We start from the raw sequence: 21,889 nt of genomic DNA on the forward strand, positions 1-21,889 counted from the left end.
GGGCACAGGCTTTTAAAGCAGACTGGTGTAGTTTGACTCCACTACGCCTCACAAACCTAGCCAGGAAAGAGCACTATGCGCCGCATCGAATACAAAACAGACCGCCAGCTTGCTGAAATGGCCAGAGCAGGTGTGATCACCTCCCGTGCCCTGGACGCAGCGGTAGCAGCTGCCGCCCCCGGCGTCACCACCGCTGAACTCGATACCGTCTTCCGCGACGTCCTAGCTGAATACGGAGCAGGGTCCAACTTCCTGGGCTACTACGACTACCCGGCCACCATCTGCACCTCCGTGAACGACGTTGTCGTCCACGGTATCCCCGGCGACCTTGCCCTAGCAGAAGGCGACATGATCTCTATCGACGGCGGCGCCACAGTACAGGACGCTCGCGGCACCACCTGGCACGGCGACTCAGCCCGTACCGCCCTCATCGGCAAAGTATCGGACGCCCGCCGCGAACTCTCCGAGGTCACCCGCGCCGCCCTTTGGCACGGCATCGCAGCGCTTGCCACCGCCAAGAAAATCGGCGAAGTCGGCTTTGCCATCGAAAACTTCGTCCGCCAAGAAACCGGCGACAAGTACGGCATTATCGAAGACTTCGTCGGCCACGGTATCGGCACCTCCATGCACATGGCCCCCGACGTGCTCAACTACGCCGCCCGCGACCTCGGACCCCGCGTCAAAAAAGGCATGGCCTTCGCCATTGAACCTATGCTCGTAACCGGTGGAATCGAAACCGTCACCCTCGAGGATGAGTGGACCATTAAAACCATCGATGGGGGAGATGCCTGCCAGTGGGAACACTCCGTCTGCGTACACTCTGAGGGTATCTGGGTTCTCACCGCAGAGGACGGCGGCGCCTCCGAGCTCTCCAAGCTCGGCGTCACCGTCAAGCCCATCCCCGCCTAAACCTCGCAACCTGCCCCACCGCGTCCGCCCCGCATCACACCGAAAGCACCCACCATGACCGAAACCACCAGTGTCCCCCTGGAAATCTCCAGCGCACGGCCTGAACCCGGCCAAATCATCCTCAAAGCCCCCCGCCGCGGCAAACCCCCGCGCCACATTGCAGACTTCGACATGGCCGGCCGCCGTGCCTTCCTCGAGGAACTCGGCTACAAGCCCTTCCGAGCCGCCCAGCTTTCCAAGCACTACTTTGAACGCCTCGTCAACGACCCGGCCCAGATGACCGACCTGCCCGCAGCAGAACGCGAAAAAATGGTCGCAGACGCCATGCCCCAGCTGCTCACCACCGTCCGCACCCTCGAAGCCGACGGCGGCGACACCCTCAAAGTCGTCCACCGCCTCTTCGACGGAGCCCTCGTCGAATCCGTCATCATGCGCTACGACAACCGCGTCACCATGTGCATCTCATCCCAAGCAGGCTGCGGCATGAACTGCCCCTTCTGCGCCACTGGCCAGCAGGGCCTCACCCGCAACCTCTCAACCGCCGAAATCGTCGAACAGGTCATCGCAGGCGCCCGCTACCTCAAAGACATGAAAGGCCTCGAACAGGCCGAAGGCGGCTCCGAAGACACCCGCCCCCTGCGCGTCTCCAACATCGTCTTCATGGGCATGGGTGAAGCCCTCGCCAACTACAAAGCCACCATGGGAGCCGTCCACCGCCTCATCGACCCCGCCCCCGAAGGGCTCGGCATCTCAGCCCGCGGTATCACCATGTCCACCGTCGGACTCGTCCCCGGCATCCGCAAATTCGAACTAGAGAAACTCCCCATCACCCTAGCCCTCTCCCTCCACGCCCCCGACGACGAACTCCGCGACGAACTCATCCCCATCAACCAGCGCTGGAAAGTCGACGAAACCCTCGACGCCGCCTACGACTACTACCGCACCACCGGCCGCCGCATCTCCATCGAATACGCCCTCATCCGTGACATCAACGACCAGGGCTGGCGCGCCGACCTCCTCGGCAAAAAACTCGCCTCCCGCGGCCGCGGCTGGGTACACGTCAACCCCATCCCACTCAACCCCACCCCCGGCTCCAAATGGACAGCCTCCCGCAAGGGCGTCGAACAAAACTTCGTCGAACGCCTACGCGCCCACGGCATCCCCACCACCGTACGCGACACCCGCGGAAGCGACATCGACGGTGCCTGCGGCCAGCTGGCAGCTAAGGAAGACTAAACGCTGATGCGCAGCAGATGCGCTTTTGCCTGCTGACCCTCTCGCTGGTTCGCTAACGCTCACGAGCGATTCACGCCAGCCCCAGCCAGCAGGCTGACAGCGCATCCGCTGCGCTTAAGCCCCGGACCTTAATGTGAAGCTCGCTATGTTTTGCGAAAACCATTAACATTCCGGGGCTTTTGCCGTATATTAGTTTGTTGGTTGTCTGTGCCATGCGTTTAGTGCGCAAGCGGAGCGGTACCCGAACCCGGGAGAACGCACCGAACACAGAAAAAACACTACCAAGAGCCCCCAAGACACCTTGGGAGCACGAAAGTAAAGCGGAGGATATGGCCAAGAAAGACGGCGTCATCGAGATTGAAGGTACCGTGGTCGAAGCACTGCCCAACGCATCATTCCGCGTTGAGCTGGACAACGGACACAAAGTACTTGCACACATCTCAGGCAAGATGCGTCAGCACTACATTCGAATCCTGCCTGAGGACCGAGTAGTAGTCGAGCTCAGCCCCTACGACCTCTCACGCGGTCGTATCGTCTACCGCTACAAGTAAACACGAGCACCAAACGTCGCTAAGCAGCGGCGTTTACGCCGTGTAAAAGGGGTAAACAGTTCTCCCACCGGCTAGCCGGACACAGAACCTCTTACCCCGCCCGTCCAAAAGCATTAGCTGAAACATCAACGCAAAGGAATGCGATGAAGGTCAAGCCGAGCGTTAAGCCGATCTGCGACAAGTGCAAAGTGATCCGCCGTCACGGTGTGGTCATGGTGATCTGCGAAAACCCGCGCCACAAGCAGCGCCAGGGCTAATCACTAGCCAACGCTGACAAGACCACCCCACCAGGTGGCACAACAGAAAATGGCACCGCTCCTGCTAATAAAGCAGGATACCTCCGGGCACAGAGGCCGGGGACCGGGATAACCGGGCAGTGATGTCACAGACCTCTGCGAAAACAAGGAGAACGCCCCATGGCACGTCTCGCTGGAGTCGATATTCCCCGCGAAAAGCGCGTGGAAATTGCTCTTACTTACATCTACGGCGTGGGCAAGACCCGTGCAAAAGAAGCGCTTGCTGCAACCGGTGTTGACCCCAACACCCGCGTCAAGGACCTTGACGATACCCAGCTCGTAGCTCTTCGTGACTTCATCGAAGGCAACTACAAGGTTGAAGGTGACCTTCGCCGCGAGGTTGCTGCCGACATCCGCCGCAAGGTAGAAATCGGTAGCTACCAGGGTCTACGTCACCGCCGTGGCCTTCCCGTACACGGCCAGCGCACCAAGACCAACGCACGTACCCGCAAGGGCCCGAAGCGTACCGTCGCAGGTAAGAAGAAGTAAACAGTGTTGCCTCAGTCTTGCACATCGCGTAAGACCAACACTTCAACCAAAACTTTGTAGGAGAATCAAAAATGCCTCCCAAGACTCGCGCAGCGGCCAAGCGTACCGGCCGCCGCAAGGTTTCCAAGAACATTGTTGCCGGTCAGGCACACATCAAGTCAACCTTCAACAACACCATCGTTTCAATCACTGATCCCTCTGGTGCTGTTATTTCCTGGTCATCCGCCGGCGAAATGGGCTTCAAGGGTTCACGTAAGTCAACCCCCTACGCAGCTCAGATGGCCGCTGAGACCGCTGCAAAGCGCGCTCAGGAACACGGTGTCCGCAAGGTAGACGTTTTCGTCAAGGGCCCCGGCCCCGGTCGCGAAACCGCTATCCGCTCACTCCAGGCTACCGGCCTCGAAGTTGGCTCCATCCAGGACGTCACCCCCGTTGCTCACAACGGCTGCCGTCCTCCGAAGCGCCGCCACGTCTAAGCCCCACCGGCTAGACGCGTCCCGAACATCGGGCGACCAGTAACCTACCAGTTGCAGGTCAATGAACAGACTGCTTCGTCTGCTTCCTCACTCGTTTTTCCCAACCTGTGAGCTCATATAGCGGATGCTCACCGAAAGGAAACATAGTGCTCATTGCACAGCGCCCCATCCTGCGTGAAGAACACGTATCGGAAAACCGTTCACGCTTCACCATCGAGCCCCTCGAACCCGGCTTCGGCTACACCCTGGGTAACTCCCTCCGCCGCACCCTTCTCTCGTCCATCCCCGGTGCCGCTGTAACCAGCATCCGCATCGACGGTGTGCTGCACGAATTCAGCACTGTAGAAGGTGTGACCGAGGACGTCACCGAGATCATCTTGAACATCAAGAAACTCTCCATCTCTTCAGAGAACGACGAACCCGTCATCGCCTACCTGCGCAAGCAGGGCGAAGGTGAACTCACCGCAGGCGACATCGAGGTGCCCGCAGGCGTCGAGATCCACAACCCGGACCTCCACATCGCAACCCTCAACAACCGCGCAAACTTCAACGCAGAACTGACCATCGAACGCGGCCGCGGCTACGTCTCGGCAGCACAGAACAAGTCAGGTGACGCAGAAATCGGCCGCATCCCGGTCGACTCCATCTACTCACCCGTCCTTAAGGTCACCTTCCGCGTCAGCGCGACCCGTGTTGAGCAGCGCACCGACTTCGACTCCCTCACCCTGGACGTCGAAACCAAGGAAGCAATTGCTCCCCGCGACGCAGTCGCATCAGCAGGCAACACCCTCGTTGAGCTCTTCGGCCTGGCCCGTGAACTCAACACCGCCGCTGAAGGTATCGAAGTTGGCCCGTCACCCGCTGACGAGTCAATGGCCGCAGACCTGGCTCTGCCCATCGAAGACCTGGACATGACCGTCCGCTCCTACAACTGCCTCAAGCGCGAAGGCATCCACACCGTGGGTGAACTCGTGACCCGCAGCGAAGCAGACCTCATGGACATCCGCAACTTCGGTGCCAAGTCCATCGACGAAGTCAAGGCAAAGCTCACCGAGCTTGGCCTGTCCCTCAAGGACTCACCCGCCGGAATGGACCTTTCAGCCCGCCTGCAGGACGACGACAGCTACGGCAGCGACTACTAAGACACCGGCAGTCAACGCTTCCACGCGTTACACCAGTCAAACATCTTTGGTTCCCCTGCCGTGAGGCAGTAAGGAACGGCTTACCAGGAGAATAAATTATGCCTACTCCCACTAAGGGTCCCCGCCTCGGCGGATCACCGACCCACGAGCGCATCATGCTGAACAACCTGTCTCAGCAGCTCTTCGAGCACAAGCGCATCACCACCACCGTTACCAAGGCAAAGCGCCTGCGCCCCGTCGCCGAGCGCCTGATCACCTTCGCAAAGAAGGGTGACCTCAACGCTCGCCGTCGCGTCCTGCGCTCCATCGGTAACAAGACCGTAGTCCACGAGCTCTTCACCGTCATTGCCCCCGCAATGGCAGAGCGCCCCGGTGGCTACACCCGCATCACCAAGATCGGTAACCGCAAGGGCGACAACGCTCCCATGGCAGTTATCGAACTGGTCATGGAGCCCGTTGCAACCGCAGCAGCTGTTTCTGAAGCTACCAAGGTAGCTGAGACCGCCGCACCCGCAGCAGAAGAGACCAAGGCAGCCGCACCCGCAGCAGCTGAGTCCTCAGACCTGCCCGCAGGCGCACACGCAGCAACCGAGAACGGCGAAGCTCCCGAGGGCTTCGAAATCAAGGGCAACGCTGACTCCATGAAGTACCACGTACCCGGCTCACGCTGGTACGCAAACACCCAGGCTGAAATCTGGTTCGACACCAAGGAATCAGCTGAAGCAGCAGGTTACGCACCTGCCGGTGGTGCAGCAGCACAGACCATCTCCGAGGACTAATTCCTAGTTACCGGTAGATAGAAGGCGGCTCTTCCCCTCATAGGGAAGAGCCGCCTTTGCCTGTACAGGGTAAAGTTGAGTGAGTCCAAGCCCATCAACGAAGGAAAGCCGTGACCGAAACACTAGAGCAAGTGTATGAGCCGTGTGTGCGCGTACGCCTTGATTTTGCCTACGATGGCGGTCCCTTCGCAGGCTGGGCCAAACAACCGGGACTCATCACGGTCCAGGGCGTCCTCGAAGAAGCCCTAGCCCTCATTTTCCGCCGCCCCATCTACACGACGGTGGCAGGGCGCACCGACGCCGGAGTTCACGCCCTGCACCAGGTGGTGCACTTCAATGTTGCCCAGGACGCCTGGGAGCGACTACCCGGGCGCAGTCAGGACGCCCCAGCGTCCGCCCTATGCCGCAAACTGCGCGGAGCCCTCAGCCGGGCTTTGGCCGATGCAGAAGCAGAACTAGGGCTGCCGGCCCGCCTACAGGGCTACCTGCAAAAAGCTATTACGGTTAGCAGCTGTCAGGAGGTCCCAAGCGATTTCGATGCTCGCTTCTCGGCCCTAGAGCGTTCTTACCGGTACCTGCTCGAAGACGGGCAGGACGAAACCGGTAGTAACCCGCTCAACCGCCATCATGCCTGGCAAATCAACCCGATACTTGATCTTGATCTGATGAACCGCGCTGCCCAGAATCTGTTGGGTCTCAATGACTTCCTATCTTTCTGTAAACCTCGCCAAGGGTCTACTACGATTCGTGAGCTGCGCGAACTCCGATTTATCCGGCGGGAGGACGGCCTCATCGAGGCAACCATTAGAGCCGACGCATTTTGCCACAACATGGTGCGCACCCTCATTGCTTCCCTGGTCATGGTAGGGGAGGGGAAAAAGGACGAAGCCTGGCTCATCTCCCGTATCACCGCCCCGGTGCGCGATTCCCAGGTCCGCCTAGCTGCTCCGCGCGGTCTGGCCCTAGCCTCAATCACCTACCCTGAGGCGTCCGGCTACGCAGCCCAAAGCGAGAAAGCCCGAAACCTGCGAACCCTCTAAATCACAAGCCTGTGATTTAAACGTGAGGTCGGTCAAAACCCCGTCTTTAAAGGGCTAAGCCCTGGATTAAGAGACTTAAACTCTGTATAGTTTCATACGTTGTGCGTATACCGCCCTCATTTCGTACCCTGTTCTTCGGTCTAGTTGCAGGACAATAACGGGGAACAAGAGGTCTGAGGAAATCGGTAACGCAGATGCGTTTGGCCCTCACCCAAACCCTGCGAAAACGCACCTATGTAAACCAGCGCGATACCCAACTAGCGCTACAAGAAACGAGAAAAGGCGAAATTTTGCGCACTTACACTCCGAAGTCAGGCGACAACAACCGCCAGTGGCACATCATCGATGCCTCTGATGTTGTTCTCGGCCGTCTCGCAAGCCAGACCGCAATCCTGCTGCGCGGCAAGCACAAGCCCACCTTCGCACCCCACGTTGACATGGGTGACTCCGTCATCATCATCAACGCTGAAAAGGTTGCACTGACCGGTGCCAAGCTTGAGCAGAAGCGTGCCTACCGCCACTCCGGTTACCCCGGTGGTCTGAAGTCAGTCAACTACGCCGAACTGCTGGAAACCAACCCCGTTCGCGCCGTAGAAAAGGCTGTTAAGGGCATGCTCCCCAAGAACAAGCTAGCTGCCCAGCAGCTCAAGAACCTCAAGGTCTACGCAGGTTCCGAGCACCCCCACGCAGCTCAGCAGCCCAAGACCTACGAATTCACCCAGGTTGCCCAGTAATTCGGGCCTACGAAAGAACTATTAAAGGAGACATCGTGGCTCAGAACGAAGAGTACACCACCGAAGAAGAGCTCACCAGCTACACTTCCGAGTCCTCAGCACCCGTTGCTGAAAAGGCTGCCCGTCCCGCACTGACCGTTGGTGGTCAGGCTGTTGGCCGTCGCAAGGAAGCCGTTGCCCGCGTCCGTCTGGTACCCGGTACCGGCAAGTGGACCGTTAACGGTCGCGAGCTCGACAACTACTTCCCCAACAAGCTGCACCAGCAGGAAGTAAACGACCCCTTCAAGCTGCTTGAACTCGAAGGCGCCTACGACGTCTTCGCCCGCATCTCAGGTGGCGGCCCCTCCGGTCAGGCCGGCGCTCTGCGTCTTGGCGTTGCTCGTGCCCTGAACGAGATTGACGCTGAGAACAACCGCCCCGCCCTCAAGAAGGCAGGCTTCCTGACCCGCGACGCTCGTGTTATCGAGCGTAAGAAGGCTGGTCTTAAGAAGGCACGCAAGGCTTCACAGTTCTCAAAGCGCTAAGCTACGATTACTGGGCCTGCAGCTCAGGCTTATTGTCAAACGCCCCATTTCTCTGCGAAGAGAAATGGGGCGTTTGCCTTACCCGGCTTAGGGTCAAAAGACGTGTAACAGTGGGGTGTCTCACGTCTTGCATCTAGAATAGATGTGGAACATACGCACGAGAGAAAGGGTGCCCATGGCATCTTCGAACACCACTCGCACCTCACGCTCCACCAAGGCCGCAGGCAAGGACGCCGCTACCGAGCTAGAAACTCCCAGCACTGAAGCTGTGGAACAGGACGCCCCCCAGCAGGTTACCGACCCAAAGAAGGAAGCCGTGAAAGCGGCCCTCACCAAGGAGACCCGCCGCGTATCGGTCGTAGAGGACTACAGCGCAGAGCTTGATGAGATTTCCTCCCTCACTAAGAAACTGAGTGGGAATGCAGAGAAGTCGGACGCCTGGAAAGCCGGCTATCCCTACGACAAGAAGCTTTCCCGTAAGGAATACGAAAAAGAAAAGCGAGCCCTGCAGATCGAGCTGCTTAAACTTCAGCTCTGGGTCAAGGAAACCGGCCAGAAGGTGCTGATTATCTTCGAAGGCCGCGATGCAGCTGGTAAGGGCGGTGCCATCAAGCGCTTTATGGAGCACCTGAACCCCCGCGGTGCCCGCGTGGTTGCGCTTGAAAAGCCCACCGACGTCGAGCAGACCCAATGGTACTTCCAGCGCTACATCCAGCACCTGCCCTCCGGCGGTGAAATCGTGCTCATGGATCGCTCCTGGTACAACCGAGCAGGCGTAGAGCGCGTCATGGGCTACTGCACCTCCCAGCAGTACTACGAATTCATGCGTGAAGTGCCCGAGCTGGAGCGCATGCTGGTCAACTCTGGCGTCAAGCTGATCAAGTTCTGGTTCTCCGTCACCCGCGCAGAACAACTGGCCCGCTTCAACTCCCGCCGCACCGACCCCGTCCGCCAGTGGAAGCTGTCTCCCACCGATCTGGCCTCCCTCGATAAGTGGGATGACTACACGGCAGCTAAAGAGGCTATGTTCTTCTACACCGACACCGGCGATGCCCCCTGGACCGTTGTGAAGTCTAACGACAAGAAGCGCGCCCGCCTTGAAGCTATGCGCCACGTGCTCAACCAGTTCGACTACCCCGATAAGGACCACGCCCTGGTCGGTTCTACAGACCCGCTGATTGTGGGCAAGGGATCGGATGTTCTCGAGGACGATGTGCCAGAAAACCCAGAAGGTTTCCCCGTCCTACGCGAAGAAAAATAGAACTGAGCGCGTAGAATAATCAGTAATGTCTAGATTATTCGGAACCGACGGTGTTCGCGGCCTCGCTAACGAAGTGATTACTCCTGCTCTTGCTATGGAGCTTGCGCAGGCCGCATCCATCGTCCTTGGGTTCAATACGGTTAAAGAAGGTGTCCGCCCCAAGGCTGTTATCGCCCATGACTCCCGTATCTCAGGTGAGTTCATTGGCGCGGCAATGACCGCAGGCTTTGCAGCATCAGGTGTCGACGTGCTCGACGCGGGTATGGTGCCCACTCCCGCGGCGGCCTACCTGGTGGCAAGCACAGAAGCCGACTTCGGCGTCATGATTTCTGCTTCCCATAACGCGGCTGAAGACAACGGAATTAAATTCCTGGCTCGCGGCGGTAAGAAGCTGGATGATGCGATTGAGGACGCCATTGAGGCCCTCTATCGCTCCAAGGACTTCCGTTACCCCACCCACGGTGAGGTGGGGCGAGTCCGTCCGCTGACTGACGGTGAAGACCGCTACGTCACCCACCTGGTCTCAACCATGCCCGACCACCGCCGCCTCAACGGCCTTAAGGTTGTACTGGACTGTGCTAACGGTGCCTCATCCGGGGTTTCTCCCGACGCCTTCCGTACCCTGGGAGCCAAGGTGTTTGTGATCGGCGCTGAACCCGATGGCATTAACATCAACGACGGTGTGGGCTCGACCCACCCCGAGAAGCTTCAGGAAGCGGTCGTTCGCCACAGTGCTGACCTGGGTATTGCCCACGACGGCGACGCCGACCGCTGTATGGCTGTCGATGAGCAGGGCAACCTGGTCGATGGCGATCAGATTATGTCGATTCTGGCGCTGTCGATGAAGGAAGCAGGAACCCTCAAGGATGACACCCTGGTCGCCACTGTCATGTCTTCACTGGGCCTGGAAATCTTCCTCAAGGAACACGGCATCAAGCTAGAGCGCACCGCTGTGGGCGACCGCTACGTGCTGGAATCCATGAACAAGAACGGCTTTAACCTGGGCGGTGAGCAGTCGGGCCACGTGATTATGTCGGACCACGCCACCACCGGTGACGGCGTGTTGACCGGCCTGCATCTGGCTGCTGAAATGGCCCGTACCGGCCTGCCCCTCTCTGAGCTGGCTAACCGCATGCAGGCAACCCCCCAGAAGCTGATTAACGTCAAGGGCGTTGACCGCGCTGGCGTGGCTGGCTGTGTGCCCCTGCAAGAAGCGATTAAGGACGCCGAGGCCCAGCTGGGCGATACCGGTCGAGTTTTGCTTCGCCCCTCGGGTACCGAACCCCTAGTGCGAGTCATGGTTGAAGCTGAAACCCAGGAGGTTGCCGATGCAACCGCCCAGGCTCTAGCCGACGTCGTGGCTCGTGAACTGGCTATCTAAGGTAGCCTCCTCTTAGCCCCTGCCGGGCCCTGTTCTCCCTCACCGGGGGAGCGGTGCCCGGCTTTTTGCGCTCAAGCCTATACTTGTCTAACCTATGTGAGAAATTGTTTTCTCCGGTTATGCAAGAAACAACAGGGCATGAGAAAGCCCCGGTAGGTAACTACCGGGGCTTTCTCTATCAAAGGATAGAAAATTACTTGACGGTCAGCGCGTCGCGGATTTCCTTCAGCAGAGCAACCTGGGGATCCTCTTCCTCAACCTTTTCTTCAAGGTCGAGCTTGGCAGCACGACGCTCGTTGAACTTGTTGATGGGCATAACGATGCAGAAGTACAGGGCTGCTGCAACGATGAGGAAGTTAACAACTGCGGTCAGGAAGACACCGATTTTGACGTCGCCGAATGCTAGCCACTGATCGAAGGAAATATCTCCACCGGTCAGCATCGCGATGGCGGGCATCATGACGGACTCAACGAGAGAGTTAACTACTGCAGTAAAGGCGGTACCAATGATCAGACCGACTGCGAGGTCGATGACGTTACCGCGGGTGATGAAATCTTTAAAACCACTAAGCATGAGTTCAAGAATAGCGGTTTCTGCCAGCGGTGAACACCAATCTGAGCTGAAATTTTCGCTGTAAACCAGTGGGTTTACTTACAGGCTAGGGTAGCCTGCCAGCTTATGCTAAAAATTTGTAGGTTACCGACCGTCAACCCCTCACTAGGTACCCGTTTCTTGGTAGGTGGGGGCGGGCCCCGTACCCCAGAAATCTTCTAGCGTTTCAAACCCGGATTCCTTCAGTGCGGTGGCTTCGTCAACACCGATATAGCGCAAATGCCAGGACTCATACCAGTAGCCGGTGGTTTCGTGGTGCCACCAGGGGTAGCGCACTACAAAGCCATAGCGGTGGGCGTTCTCGGCTGCCCACAGGGCAGCTGCCGTGTCCTTGAAGCAGGGCTGGAGGTCGCAGGCGCCACCGGTTCCGATATCGAGGGCAAGACCCGTTTGATGTTCCGAATAACCGGGGCGGGCAGAAGCCACATCTGCCTGATCTGTACCGTACTGGGCAGCCCAGCTGGCGTAGGTTCCCTGCTGGGTCTCATACGACCGGTAGCCGCTGAGGGCCACCATGGGGGCACCAACTGCCGAAGCGTCAGCAAACATGCGGTGCGCTGCTTGCGCTGCCTCGGCACGAAGCAGGACGGAGCCAAACGGCTGTAAATCATCAGGAGCGTAGGTGAGAGGGGAGAGAGGATTGTGCTTATTGACGAGAACCGTCATCGATGATGCCGACTCAATATCGGCAGGACGGCGCGTGGCAGCCTGGCTAGGGGCAGCTGACTCAGCGCTCGCGCTAGAAGAAGGTGGTGCGCTCGAAGAAGCTACCTGCTGAGGAATGGAAGCCGCCACTGAGCTGGCAGACGACGGGGCGGCGTCCGGCTCAGTGGATGTGCTCTGACCGCAGGCGGTCAGCGACAGAGCCATGAGGCTACCCGCTAAAGCCAATGAAAAGTGTGAAAGATAAGAGCGCATACCTAGTTCTTCCGTAGCAGAACCTTACGAATCTTGTGATCATGGGACTTCTTCAAGATCAGTCGGGCTCGCCCACGTGTGGGGCGCACATTCTCTCGCAGGTTAGGTTCGTTGATAGAGCGCCAAATACTCAAAGCTAGCTCAACCGCTGCGTCCTCCGATAAATCGGCATACCGTTTGAAGTAGGAGTTGGGGTTGGTAAAAGCTGACCGTTGCAGCTTCAAAAACCGCTGCACATACCAGTGTTCGATGTCCCGTGTGGAGGCATCAACGTAGATAGAGAAATCAAAGAAGTCAGCCAGGCTCAGGGCTGAGCTTTTCTCGCTATCAAGCTTGGCTGGGGCTAATACATTTAAGCCCTCGACAATGAGAACGTCGGGGCTGGTAACCTCAATGCGCTCACCCTCTACGATGTCGTAGTAGAGGTGGGAATACTTAGGGGCGGTGACGAGGGGAGCACCTGACTTCACTTCTGACACAAACCTCAAGAGGGCACGGCGGTCGTAGGACTCTGGGAAACCCTTGCGTCCCATAAGCCCCCGGCGTTCTAACTCGGCATTGGGGTAGAGGAAGCCATCGGTCGTCACTAGCTGGACGTTCGGGGTTGAGGGCCAGCGCCGGAGAAGCTCCTGCAGGACGCGCGCGGTAGTGGACTTGCCGACAGCTACTGACCCTGCCACACCGATAATAAAAGGGACTTTCTGGCCTTGAAGGCCTAAAAAGTCGTTCGTCATGTGGTTAGCGCTCGCGGCTGCATTGACGTAGAGGTTGAGCAGTCGAGAAATAGGAAGATAAACCTGAGCCACCTCATCTAGATCAATGGTCTCGCCCAGACCGCGAAGCTGCTGTAGTTCGTCCTCCGTCAGCGGAACCGAAATCTCGCTAGCGAGACGCGACCAGGTATCCCGGTCTAGCTCGGTAAAAGGAGAGTATTTAGAAGAAAGCGCGGACATGCTCATTTACATCAGTCTAGAGGTCGGAAGAAAGAGCACCTAATATGACAGAGGTCTATAGAGAGGCAATAGGTTGCGACACTGTGGCGAAGACTGCAGTGGGTCAGCGAATTCTTAGATGTAAGATGAAGGCATGTGTGGAATCGTAGGATACGTAAGTCTCGGCACTGCCGCAGACGGTAAGAAATTTGACCATACCGCATACGATGTGGTTCTCGAAGGTCTGCGCCGCCAGGAATACCGCGGCTATGACTCAGCCGGTGTCGCCCTCATTGGCGATAACGGCATCGAATTCCGTAAGAAGTCAGGCAAGCTTGTTAACCTCGAAGCTGAAGTAGAAGCCAACCCGCTGCCTGCTACCACTATCGGTATTGGTCACACCCGCTGGGCTACCCACGGTGGCCCCACCGATAACAATGCTCACCCGCACGTTGTCGACAACGGCCGCCTGGCAGTTGTACACAACGGCATCATCGAAAACTTCGCAGAGCTGCGTGCAGAACTGATTGAAGAAGGCTGCGAGTTCAAGTCACAGACCGACACCGAAATTGCCGCTAACCTGATTGCCTCCATCTACAACAAGCTGGAGAGCAAGGACCTCACCGAGGCTGTCCGTCAGGCATCAAACCGCCTTGAAGGTGCCTTCACTATCCTGGTCATCCACGTTGACCACCCCGATCGTGTCGTAGCAACCCGTCGCAACTCACCCCTGGTTATTGGCCTGGGCGAAAACGAAAACTTCCTGGGCTCAGACGTCTCTGGCTTCATCGACTACACCAAGAAGGCAGTCGAAATGGGCCAGGACCAGATTGTTACCATCACCGGTAGCGACTACTCCATCATCGACTTCGAAGGTTTCCCCGCCAACGGCAAGGAATTCACCATCGAGTGGGACGCCGCTGCTGTTGAAAAGGGTGGCTACGACTCCTTCATGGAGAAGGAAATCCACGAGCAGCCCGCAGCCGTGCGCGATACCCTGCTGGGCCGCCTGGACGAAAAGGGTAACCTGACCCTCGACGAACTTAAGATTGACGACGCCACCCTGCGTTCCGTCAACAAGATCATCGTTGTCGCCTGTGGTACCGCTGCCTACGCTGGCCAGGTAGCCCGCTACGCTATCGAGCACTGGTGCCGCATCCCCACCGAGGTCGAGCTGGCCCATGAGTTCCGCTACCGTGACCCCATCGTAGATGAGAAGACCCTGGTCGTTGCCCTCTCCCAGTCCGGCGAAACCATGGACACCCTCATGGCAGTGCGCCACGCCCAGGAACAGGGAGCCAAGGTTATTTCAATCTGTAACACCAACGGCTCAACTCTGCCCCGTGAATCCGATGCAGCTCTCTACACTCACGCGGGCCCCGAGATCGCAGTTGCATCCACCAAGGCCTTCCTCTCGCAGATTGCTGCTGCCTACCTGCTCGGCCTCTACCTGGCCCAGCTGCGCGGCAACATGTACAAGGATGAAATCCGTACCATCCTTGAAGAGCTGCAGAAGATGCCCGAGAAGATTCAGGCTGTTATCGACAACGAGCAGCAGGTCAAGGATCTCGGCACCTCTATGAAGGACGCCAAGTCCGTGCTCTTCCTGGGCCGCCACGTTGGCTTCCCCGTAGCCATGGAAGGCGCCCTGAAGCTCAAGGAAATCGCCTACCTGCACGCCGAAGGTTTCGCAGCTGGCGAGCTCAAGCACGGCCCCATCGCCCTGGTGGAAGAAGGCCAGCCCATCTTCGTCATCGTCCCCTCACCCAACGGCCGCGACTCCCTGCACTCCAAGGTTGTATCTAACATCCAGGAAGTCCGCGCTCGCGGTGCAGTGACCATCGTGATTGCTGAAGAGGGCGACACCGCTGTTGAGGAACACGCAGATCACATCATCCGCATTCCTTCCTCACCCAGCCTGCTCCAGCCCCTGCTCTCCACTGTGCCCCTGCAGATCTTTGCCTGCTCAGTGGCTCATGCCAAGGGCTACGACGTTGACCAGCCCCGTAACCTGGCTAAGTCAGTAACCGTCGAGTAAAGCGCTTGTCGTAAAGACAGGAGGACCCCGTGCCCTATCAAGGTACGGGGTCCTTTTTGTCTCCCTCGACAGGGGCGTAGAATGAGCCGAAGACCTCTTCAAACAGGCACCGGCATAAAGGAGAAGCCGCCGTGATTATTGGTACCGGCACGGACGTCGTCAATATAGAGCGATTCGCTGCCCTGCTTGAGCGCACCCCGGCCCTGCTGGAACGGCTTTTTGTGCCGGGGGAGCGGGGGCTGCCCGTCCGCTCCCTAGCTGCCCGTTTTGCTGCCAAGGAGGCTGTCGCTAAGGCCCTGCGGGCTCCGGCAGGTATGTCCTGGCAGGATTGCTGGGTGGAGAAGGACGCGGACGGCGCCCCCTACCTGGTCGCAGAAGGGACGGTTGCCCGGCGAGCTGCTGAACTGGGGATCAACCGCTGGCACCTCACGATGAGCCACGATGAACCTATAGCTACCGCAACCGTTGTGGCAGAGCACCTGAGCGACAGTGACCTGTTGAACCTGTTGCGTTTAGATCCCTCTGCCCGGGGGCTGCTGTTAGCTCGCCCGGTAGAAGAGGGGAACTAGAGTGGCTAGCGCCAAAGAATTGGCCCACGGGGACGTCGAACAATATGTCACTTGCCCTACTTCTTCCTCTCATAAGTACACCCGCGGGGTGTTAGGTCTGCTGACCGGGAGCGATACCTACCCGGGTGCTGCCCTCATGTCTGCCCGGGCTGCCGTCAATACCGGGGTCGGCATGGTTCGGTTTGCTGGAACGTCCTCCCTGAACTTCCAGGTACAGCTGGCAGTGCCTGAAGCTGTATGCAGCGTGAGCGAAGCCGAGAATCTACACGTAGATGCCTGGGCTCTTGGCTCAGGTATTGCCGGCGAAGCGCGAGAAGCTGAAGCCCTGGCCGTCCTTGCGGGAGGGCAGCCGGCTGTTATTGACGCAGGTGCAGTATCCCTAGCTGCCCGGCTGGTGACTGACGGGCTAGAGCTGACGGCACACCATATTCTGACCCCTCATGCCGGTGAGCTGGTCGATGCCCTGACCTGGATTTTTGCCTTGGCGCCGTCCGCGCTCTATGCCGTGGACCCCGAGCTCACCGAGCCACCCAGCCGGGAGCAGATCGAAGCTGACCCGTACCGCTTTGCCCGCCTACTGGCTCAGGTAACGGGTGCAACTGTTCTGCTTAAGGGCAGCACGACCATCTTCGCCGCACCCACCGGTGAGCTCTTTCAGATAACCAGCGAGAACCACTGGCTGGCCACCGCCGGTAGCGGGGATACTCTCACCGGTATTCTGGGGGCTCTTCTTGCCCGCTATCAGGCAGAAGAATCCAAGCCCGGTGCCCTCTCAACTGACTACGCCAGGCTAGCGGGGGCGGCCGTCCGGGTCCACCAGTTAGCAGCAGGCCTGGTGCACGGAGCAGGGATTTCTGGCCCCACGCCACCTACCCTGGTGGCCCAGAAGATCCCAGAGGCCGTTGCCATATTCCTTGAGCTGTAGAGCCTATACCAAAGGCCGGTTACCGTAACGGTAACCGGCCTTCTTGCATACGAGTTCTAGTAGGCGCCGTCCTTGGCGAAGACCGCGCGGACGGTGCGGAAGAGAATGACGATATCGCTCATAACCGACCAGTTCTCAACATAGTAGAGGTCTAGGCGAATAGACTCTTCCCAGGAAAGATTCGAGCGGCCAGAGACCTGCCAGAGGCCGGTAATGCCGGGCTTGACTAGCAGGCGGCGGTAGGCGTCCTCTTCGTACTGCTCAACCTCAGAAGGCAGCGGGGGGCGGGGGCCTACCAGCGACATATCGCCGACAAAGACGTTCCAGAGCTGGGGAAGCTCATCGATAGAGTACTTGCGGATGAACTTGCCGATCTTAGTGATGCGGGGGTCGTCTGCCATCTTGAAGAGCACCCCGTTACCCTCGTTCTGATCCATGAGCTCCTTTTTGAGCTCTTCTGCGTTGGTTACCATGGAGCGGAACTTAATCATGTGGAAAGGAGTGCCGCGGTAGCCGACGCGTTCCTGCAGGAAGAAGATGGGTCCACCGTCCTTCTTGACCAGCAGGGCAACCGGAACCAGCAGGGGGGCCAGGAAAATTAGGCCCAGGCCCGAGGCTACAACATCGATAGCTCGCTTAATCAGGGCCTGCATGCCTTCGATGCGGGGAGTGTGAACGTGAATTAGGGGCACGCCGTTGAGGGGCTGGGTATGGATGCGGGGGCCCGCGATATCGGTCATGGCAGGTGCCATGATGAGTGCGACGTGGGCGGCTGCCAGCGCCCAGCCCAGACGGCGCAGCTCTGTGGGGTTGAGGCCGTGACCGGTGGAGACAGCTACCGCGTGAATATTGTTCTCACGGACTACCTTGAGGACCTCGGCTGCATCGGGCGAGTAGCCCAGGGTCGGGATAGCCCCCTCGGCGAGCTGGGTGCCGGGACGAGAGCGGGGCAGGTAGGCTGCTACCGGAGAGAGGCCTGATGTGCGGGCCCCCTGGAGGGTGTTGTAGAGGTGCTCGCCCGAGGCTGAGTCACCGATAATCATGACGCGGGAAAGTGCGCGCCCCTTATACCGCCAGTGAACGAGCCAGCGGCGGACGCCCCAGCGGGCGCAGAGCAGCAGAACAATGCCGATGGGGTAGGCCAGCATGACGTAGGTGCGGGCAAAATCAATTTTGGTCAGGTAGGAGAAGATTGCGATAACCGCGAAGAAGTAGGTTGTCGCTTTAGTGACGAGTCGGTATTCATCGACGCCATGGCCCAGGTAACGGATGTTGCGGCTATTGGCGATTGACAAGACAAAGAACCAAATCATGCCAAAAACGATGCCGGTTCCCACATACCCAAGCGGAAGGGGAGTACGGGATACAACTTCGGTGTTTTGAAAGCCGAAGCTGACGATATGCGACACCGTGATAGCCACCGCAATAGCCAAAATATCGACTAGGTAAAGCGCAGCTTTGACCTTAGGATGCCAGGTGCGGCGGTTACGGGTTTCTGCCCACCGCTCCTCAATGTACTGTTCGTTCACTAGTGTGTATTCCCCTAAAGATGGTGCCTGCTCCGGGTGCGAGAGTGAGGTGGGCAGACCTGTACGATTAGGCTTTTAATACTACAGTGCTAGTCGGCCTAAGAGCAGGCCGATTTTCTGAAATATGCTTCACACTTTCAGCTGAAAGTAACTTATCCTTACTGGTCAGGGTGTTCTTAGCTACTGAGACCGGCCTCTGCCAGGATGAAGTCAATCACCGGTTCATAGAGGTGAGGGGTGACGTTATCGTCCATGGGCACTGCAACGAGAATTTGCCCTTGCTCGGCTGAAACGAAAAGCCCGGGGTCGTTGCAGTCTGCAATGCCGATGGTGGGTATCCCCGCGGACGCCGCATATCCGGCGAGACCGTGATCGGCAATGACAAGCTCCGGTGTAATTCCTCGTTCCTGGAGCTGGGTCAGTGCCAGCTGCATGGGGCCTGGGAAGTGGGTATGCTGCAGGTTGCCGTACTGCTCGAACATAATGACGTCAAAGATTTGGCGGATATCGCCGTCAAGAAAACGGTCGCCCTCCTCGATGGTCAGGACGGTTGCCCCATGAGTTTTGGCTGCTGCTGCAAGACGGGCGTAGATAGGGAAAAGGCCGGCGGGGTGGCCGGTGGCAAAAAGCAGGCTTTTACCCGCCCGTACTGCGTCACCGAAGATACGGGCGTATTCGGTGAGCCCATCAATACAGAGATCAGCGCTGATGGTGTCTTGGCCCTCCCTGTGATTGGGGTCGGAGCTGGTGCCGACCCTGCGCACCATTAGCTCGAAGATGTCGTCGACGGTCCAGTCCCTGGTCCACTTCACACCGAACTCTAGGTGCTCATTGCCCTCAACAAAGCCCTGCATATGGGCGAGGTTGTTCTCACGGGCGGTTGCTACCTGCCCGGTGATCCGGGATTTATCGAGGTAGGCTGCGAATTCTGGGCGGGTCATGGAAAAGGTCACGGGGTTCCTCCTAGGAACGAGCAAGGGACTGGTAGAGCTGAATAAGGGCCTGGGCTGTTGCCTGCCAGGTAAAGTCGTGGGCGCGCCGGGCCCCGGCCTGCCCCAAAGTGCGTCGAAGCTGTGGGTCTCTCACAAGCTGTTCGATGGCGTCCGCCCAAGCAGCGGGCGTCCGCTGGGCTACCAACAGGCCGGTGGCGCCATCGGCCACCGCCTCCCTGAGCCCGTCTACCTTGCTGGCGAGCACCGGGGTGCCGCAGGCAGAGGCCTCCAGGGCAACCAGGCCAAAGGTTTCTGAGGATGAAGGGCAGGTAACGATATCGGCCTTTCGGAAAGCCTGGGCGAGGTCGGGGGTGGGCATCGAGGGAAGCAGGCGGACGCGGTCACCTAATCCCAGCTCTTCTGCTCGGGTAGCGAGACCCTGCTCATAGCTTGTGCCGGAGGTTCCAATGATGTCGAGGGTAACGTCCAGCTCTCGCGGAAGTAAGCCGAGGGCTTCAACCAGCAGGTGAGGGCCCTTGAGGTGCTGGGGGCGGCCGGCAAAGACCAGGTGGGCTGCGCCGTCCTGCCCCTCATGAAGAGGGCGGAGGCCATCGCTCGGGGAGAAAACAGAAAGGTCAACACCGGGGGCTACCGTTACCAGCTGGGATTCTTGTGCCCCGTAGAAGTCGCGCATCTGGGTAGCCTCATACTCTGTATTCACTACCAGGGCAACGGCTCTACGCACCAACGCCTGCTCGCCCCGCAAACGCACCTCGGGTTCCGGGCGCTCGCCCTCACCCAGCCGGGCGTTCTTAGCAGCTGCGGTGGTGTGCATTGTATGAACGAGCGGTACCTGCGGGTAGGCGGCAAGGGCCGCCAGACCCGAGAGCCAGTAGTGGCTGTGAATCAACTGGGGTGGTCGCGACGCTATAGCCCGAACGGCCATAGCAAAGCCCGGAACCAGCTCAGGTAGATCTTCCTTACGGGCTCCTTCAGCCTCAGGTAGGTAGAGAGCGGTAACGGTGGCCCGCTCGTGATACCGTACCTGCCCAGCTTGCTGGCGGTCGGTTGCCAGCGTAAAAACTTCCACTGTTAGCTGCGGGTTGACCTCAAGAAGAGCAGCCAAAGAACGCTCAATATAAACGTTCATGCCGCCAGCATCCCCTGATCCAGGTTGGGCCAGGGGAGAGGTATGTAGCGAAAAGATATGCAGGTGTAGCGGAAAAGAAAAACTCACATCTCTACTCTACCCCTGCCACATCTGCCCGCACCCCGTAGACGTCAGCGCAGGTGCGCTACCGGCAAACTCAACTAAGCTAGAGAAGAAAAGACCCTACGCCCAAGGAGGACACCGTGTCTATCGACAGCCTCTACCGCGCCCACGGCTTCGTGCCCCTTGACGCCCCCACAGACGCAGAACGCCTCGCCGTCATCGACCTGGACGCCGTCGAACATAACGTCCGGCGCATCAAAACCCTCATCGGCCAGCGCGCCCTCATCGCCGTGGTCAAAGCGGACGCCTACGGGCACGGGGCCCTCGACGTAGCCCGGTCGGCGGTGGCGGTAGGTGCTGACTACCTGGGCGTAGTCCACGTCACAGAAGCCCGCGCCCTCCGAGCCGGTGGCGTTACAGCCCCCATTATCGCCTGGCTCCACACCCCCCGAACCGACTTTGCCCAAGCCCTCACGGACAACCTCGAACTGGGAGTCTCAAGCACCTGGGAACTTGACGCCATCGCAACCGCCCACCGTGACAGCGGGCAGCAAGAGCCGGTCAAGGTTCACCTCAAAGTAGATACCGGACTAGGCCGCAACGGCGTGACCATGGGCGAACTACCGGCGCTCGCCGCCGCTGCCCGCCAGCTCGAAGAGGACGGGGTACTGCAGGTGGTCGGGGTATTCTCCCACCTGGCAGTAGCTGACGAACCAAAACGTACCGAAACAGCCGAACAGTCCCAGACCTTCGACCGGGCACTAGACATCCTGCGTTCTGCCGGCCTGCGCCCGACCCTGCGCCACCTTGCTAATACTCCCGCGACCTTCAGCGCGGCGTCCGTCGGCGCTGAAGAAGGACTGCTACGGGACGCCGTCCGGGTGGGTCTCGGTCTCTACGGGCTTTCCCCCCTGCCCGGGCAGACCCCAGCAGACCTGGGACTCAAGCCGGTCATGCACCTGCAAACCTTCATCAACGCCGTCAAGGAAGTCCCCGCAGGCCAAGGCGTCTCCTACGGCCTCAACTACGTGACCGACAAACCCACGACCCTGGCCCTGGTACCGGTCGGCTACGCGGACGGCGTTCCCCGAGTCGCAACCGGCGGGCCGGTCCGTATTTACCCGGCATCCGGCCCTGCCCGAACCTACCGGGCAGTGGGACGAATTGCCATGGACCAGCTGGTCGTAGACCTCGGTGAACCCGGTTTGGCTGACCCCGCAGCGGGCTTCCTGGGTGCCCCCGCCGTCCTCTTCGGAACCGGCGACAACCCGCCTGTCACCGACTGGGCAGAAGCCTCCGGAACGATTAACTACGAAATCGTCACCCGCATATCCCCGCGCGTCACCCGCATCAGCGTCGGCGGATCCTGGCGCCAGCGAGACACCGAAAGCGAGCAGTAAAC

The 21,889-nt window shown here is 59.1% G+C and carries 23 protein-coding genes; 17 read left to right on the forward strand and 6 right to left on the reverse strand.

Going from position 1 to position 21,889, the window contains the following annotated elements; genetic code table 11:
• Window positions 1-75 precede the first annotated feature (75 nt).
• From map to glmM, 13 genes are all read left to right on the forward strand, one after another.
• A complete protein-coding gene (gene map / locus L6762_RS05745; RefSeq protein ID WP_237185996.1) occupies window positions 76-909 on the forward strand; it encodes a type I methionyl aminopeptidase in 834 nt (277 codons plus the stop codon).
• A gap of 54 nt (window positions 910-963) precedes the next feature.
• A complete protein-coding gene (gene rlmN, locus L6762_RS05750; RefSeq protein ID WP_237185997.1) occupies window positions 964-2,145 on the forward strand; it encodes a 23S rRNA (adenine(2503)-C(2))-methyltransferase RlmN in 1,182 nt (393 codons plus the stop codon).
• A gap of 329 nt (window positions 2,146-2,474) precedes the next feature.
• On the forward strand, window positions 2,475-2,696 hold the full coding sequence (infA, locus tag L6762_RS05755) for a translation initiation factor IF-1 (RefSeq protein ID WP_083090737.1): 222 nt from the start codon (window positions 2,475-2,477) through the stop codon (window positions 2,694-2,696).
• A gap of 143 nt (window positions 2,697-2,839) precedes the next feature.
• Complete coding sequence (gene rpmJ, locus L6762_RS05760; protein ID WP_004005257.1) at window positions 2,840-2,953, forward strand: 50S ribosomal protein L36; 114 nt, start codon at window positions 2,840-2,842, stop codon at window positions 2,951-2,953.
• A gap of 159 nt (window positions 2,954-3,112) precedes the next feature.
• Window positions 3,113-3,481, forward strand: coding sequence for a 30S ribosomal protein S13 (gene rpsM, locus L6762_RS05765; RefSeq protein ID WP_083090738.1), 369 nt, complete (start codon window positions 3,113-3,115; stop codon window positions 3,479-3,481).
• A 71-nt stretch (window positions 3,482-3,552) separates the two neighbouring features.
• Window positions 3,553-3,957 (forward strand): 30S ribosomal protein S11, encoded by a 405-nt coding sequence (rpsK, locus tag L6762_RS05770; protein WP_083090739.1) that lies wholly within the window; start codon window positions 3,553-3,555, stop codon window positions 3,955-3,957.
• Window positions 3,958-4,103: 146 nt separating this feature from the next.
• Entirely contained in the window at window positions 4,104-5,099 is a 996-nt protein-coding gene (locus tag L6762_RS05775; RefSeq protein ID WP_135013066.1) for a DNA-directed RNA polymerase subunit alpha, read from the forward strand.
• Window positions 5,100-5,197: 98 nt separating this feature from the next.
• Complete coding sequence (gene rplQ / locus L6762_RS05780) at window positions 5,198-5,878, forward strand: 50S ribosomal protein L17 (protein ID WP_237185998.1); 681 nt, start codon at window positions 5,198-5,200, stop codon at window positions 5,876-5,878.
• A 110-nt stretch (window positions 5,879-5,988) separates the two neighbouring features.
• Window positions 5,989-6,918, forward strand: coding sequence for a tRNA pseudouridine(38-40) synthase TruA (gene truA, locus L6762_RS05785; protein WP_237185999.1), 930 nt, complete (start codon window positions 5,989-5,991; stop codon window positions 6,916-6,918).
• 290 nt (window positions 6,919-7,208) lie between these two features.
• Window positions 7,209-7,652, forward strand: a complete 444-nt coding sequence (gene rplM, locus L6762_RS05790; protein WP_135013063.1) for a 50S ribosomal protein L13 — start codon at window positions 7,209-7,211, stop codon at window positions 7,650-7,652.
• A 35-nt stretch (window positions 7,653-7,687) separates the two neighbouring features.
• Window positions 7,688-8,176, forward strand: coding sequence for a 30S ribosomal protein S9 (gene rpsI / locus L6762_RS05795; protein WP_135013062.1), 489 nt, complete (start codon window positions 7,688-7,690; stop codon window positions 8,174-8,176).
• Between the two features lie 175 nt (window positions 8,177-8,351).
• Window positions 8,352-9,437: a polyphosphate kinase 2 gene (ppk2, locus tag L6762_RS05800; RefSeq protein WP_237186000.1), complete on the forward strand. Its 1,086-nt coding sequence runs from the start codon at window positions 8,352-8,354 to the stop codon at window positions 9,435-9,437.
• Window positions 9,438-9,462: 25 nt separating this feature from the next.
• Window positions 9,463-10,818 carry a phosphoglucosamine mutase gene (gene glmM / locus L6762_RS05805; protein WP_237186001.1) on the forward strand — a complete coding sequence of 452 codons (1,356 nt, stop codon included), beginning with the start codon at window positions 9,463-9,465 and terminating at the stop codon, window positions 10,816-10,818.
• Between the two features lie 193 nt (window positions 10,819-11,011).
• On the opposite strand, the gene mscL is transcribed toward glmM, so the two are convergent.
• From mscL to coaA, 3 genes are all read right to left on the reverse strand, one after another.
• Window positions 11,012-11,392: a large conductance mechanosensitive channel protein MscL gene (gene mscL, locus L6762_RS05810; RefSeq protein ID WP_237186002.1), complete on the reverse strand. Its 381-nt coding sequence runs from the start codon at window positions 11,390-11,392 to the stop codon at window positions 11,012-11,014.
• Window positions 11,393-11,536: 144 nt separating this feature from the next.
• Window positions 11,537-12,301, reverse strand: coding sequence for a M15 family metallopeptidase (locus L6762_RS05815; RefSeq protein ID WP_237186003.1), 765 nt, complete (start codon window positions 12,299-12,301; stop codon window positions 11,537-11,539).
• Between the two features lie 50 nt (window positions 12,302-12,351).
• Window positions 12,352-13,308: a type I pantothenate kinase gene (gene coaA / locus L6762_RS05820; RefSeq protein WP_237186004.1), complete on the reverse strand. Its 957-nt coding sequence runs from the start codon at window positions 13,306-13,308 to the stop codon at window positions 12,352-12,354.
• 127 nt (window positions 13,309-13,435) lie between these two features.
• Here coaA and glmS point away from each other — a divergent pair, with 127 nt between their 5' ends.
• The 3 genes from glmS (at window position 13,436) to L6762_RS05835 (ending at window position 16,813) form a co-directional block, all read left to right on the forward strand.
• Entirely contained in the window at window positions 13,436-15,319 is a 1,884-nt protein-coding gene (gene glmS / locus L6762_RS05825; RefSeq protein WP_237186005.1) for a glutamine--fructose-6-phosphate transaminase (isomerizing), read from the forward strand.
• 131 nt (window positions 15,320-15,450) lie between these two features.
• Entirely contained in the window at window positions 15,451-15,888 is a 438-nt protein-coding gene (locus L6762_RS05830; RefSeq protein WP_237186006.1) for a holo-ACP synthase, read from the forward strand.
• 1 nt (window position 15,889) lies between these two features.
• A complete protein-coding gene (locus L6762_RS05835) occupies window positions 15,890-16,813 on the forward strand; it encodes an ADP-dependent NAD(P)H-hydrate dehydratase (RefSeq protein ID WP_237186007.1) in 924 nt (307 codons plus the stop codon).
• A 56-nt stretch (window positions 16,814-16,869) separates the two neighbouring features.
• On the opposite strand, the gene L6762_RS05840 is transcribed toward L6762_RS05835, so the two are convergent.
• The 3 genes from L6762_RS05840 to L6762_RS05850 form a co-directional block, all read right to left on the reverse strand.
• Window positions 16,870-18,342 (reverse strand): sugar transferase, encoded by a 1,473-nt coding sequence (locus L6762_RS05840; RefSeq protein WP_237186008.1) that lies wholly within the window; start codon window positions 18,340-18,342, stop codon window positions 16,870-16,872.
• A gap of 176 nt (window positions 18,343-18,518) precedes the next feature.
• Window positions 18,519-19,295 (reverse strand): phosphatase, encoded by a 777-nt coding sequence (locus L6762_RS05845; protein ID WP_237186009.1) that lies wholly within the window; start codon window positions 19,293-19,295, stop codon window positions 18,519-18,521.
• A gap of 10 nt (window positions 19,296-19,305) precedes the next feature.
• Window positions 19,306-20,424, reverse strand: coding sequence for a glycosyltransferase (locus tag L6762_RS05850; RefSeq protein WP_237186010.1), 1,119 nt, complete (start codon window positions 20,422-20,424; stop codon window positions 19,306-19,308).
• Between the two features lie 203 nt (window positions 20,425-20,627).
• Between L6762_RS05850 and alr the strand changes: the two genes are divergently transcribed.
• On the forward strand, window positions 20,628-21,887 hold the full coding sequence (alr, locus tag L6762_RS05855; protein ID WP_237186011.1) for an alanine racemase: 1,260 nt from the start codon (window positions 20,628-20,630) through the stop codon (window positions 21,885-21,887).
• The last annotated feature ends 2 nt before the right edge of the window (window positions 21,888-21,889 follow it).

This window comes from Rothia nasimurium, from assembly GCF_928381705.1.
GTDB lineage: Bacteria > Actinomycetota > Actinomycetes > Actinomycetales > Micrococcaceae > Rothia > Rothia nasimurium_G.

What these genes read in the sequence shown, in the direction of transcription:
- ppk2 (WP_237186000.1), top strand. Translation starts at nt 8,352, where the DNA reads ATGGCATCTTCGAACACCACTCGCACCTCACGCTCCACCAAGGCCGCA.
- coaA (WP_237186004.1), bottom strand. Translation starts at nt 13,308, where the DNA reads ATGAGCATGTCCGCGCTTTCTTCTAAATACTCTCCTTTTACCGAGCTA.
- mscL (WP_237186002.1), bottom strand. Translation starts at nt 11,392, where the DNA reads ATGCTTAGTGGTTTTAAAGATTTCATCACCCGCGGTAACGTCATCGAC.
- rplQ (WP_237185998.1), top strand. Translation starts at nt 5,198, where the DNA reads ATGCCTACTCCCACTAAGGGTCCCCGCCTCGGCGGATCACCGACCCAC.
- rpsM (WP_083090738.1), top strand. Translation starts at nt 3,113, where the DNA reads ATGGCACGTCTCGCTGGAGTCGATATTCCCCGCGAAAAGCGCGTGGAA.
- map (WP_237185996.1), top strand. Translation starts at nt 76, where the DNA reads ATGCGCCGCATCGAATACAAAACAGACCGCCAGCTTGCTGAAATGGCC.
- infA (WP_083090737.1), top strand. Translation starts at nt 2,475, where the DNA reads ATGGCCAAGAAAGACGGCGTCATCGAGATTGAAGGTACCGTGGTCGAA.
- L6762_RS05815 (WP_237186003.1), bottom strand. Translation starts at nt 12,301, where the DNA reads ATGGCTCTGTCGCTGACCGCCTGCGGTCAGAGCACATCCACTGAGCCG.
- rpsK (WP_083090739.1), top strand. Translation starts at nt 3,553, where the DNA reads ATGCCTCCCAAGACTCGCGCAGCGGCCAAGCGTACCGGCCGCCGCAAG.
- glmM (WP_237186001.1), top strand. Translation starts at nt 9,463, where the DNA reads ATGTCTAGATTATTCGGAACCGACGGTGTTCGCGGCCTCGCTAACGAA.
- rlmN (WP_237185997.1), top strand. Translation starts at nt 964, where the DNA reads ATGACCGAAACCACCAGTGTCCCCCTGGAAATCTCCAGCGCACGGCCT.
- glmS (WP_237186005.1), top strand. Translation starts at nt 13,436, where the DNA reads ATGTGTGGAATCGTAGGATACGTAAGTCTCGGCACTGCCGCAGACGGT.
- L6762_RS05850 (WP_237186010.1), bottom strand. Translation starts at nt 20,424, where the DNA reads ATGAACGTTTATATTGAGCGTTCTTTGGCTGCTCTTCTTGAGGTCAAC.
- rpmJ (WP_004005257.1), top strand. Translation starts at nt 2,840, where the DNA reads ATGAAGGTCAAGCCGAGCGTTAAGCCGATCTGCGACAAGTGCAAAGTG.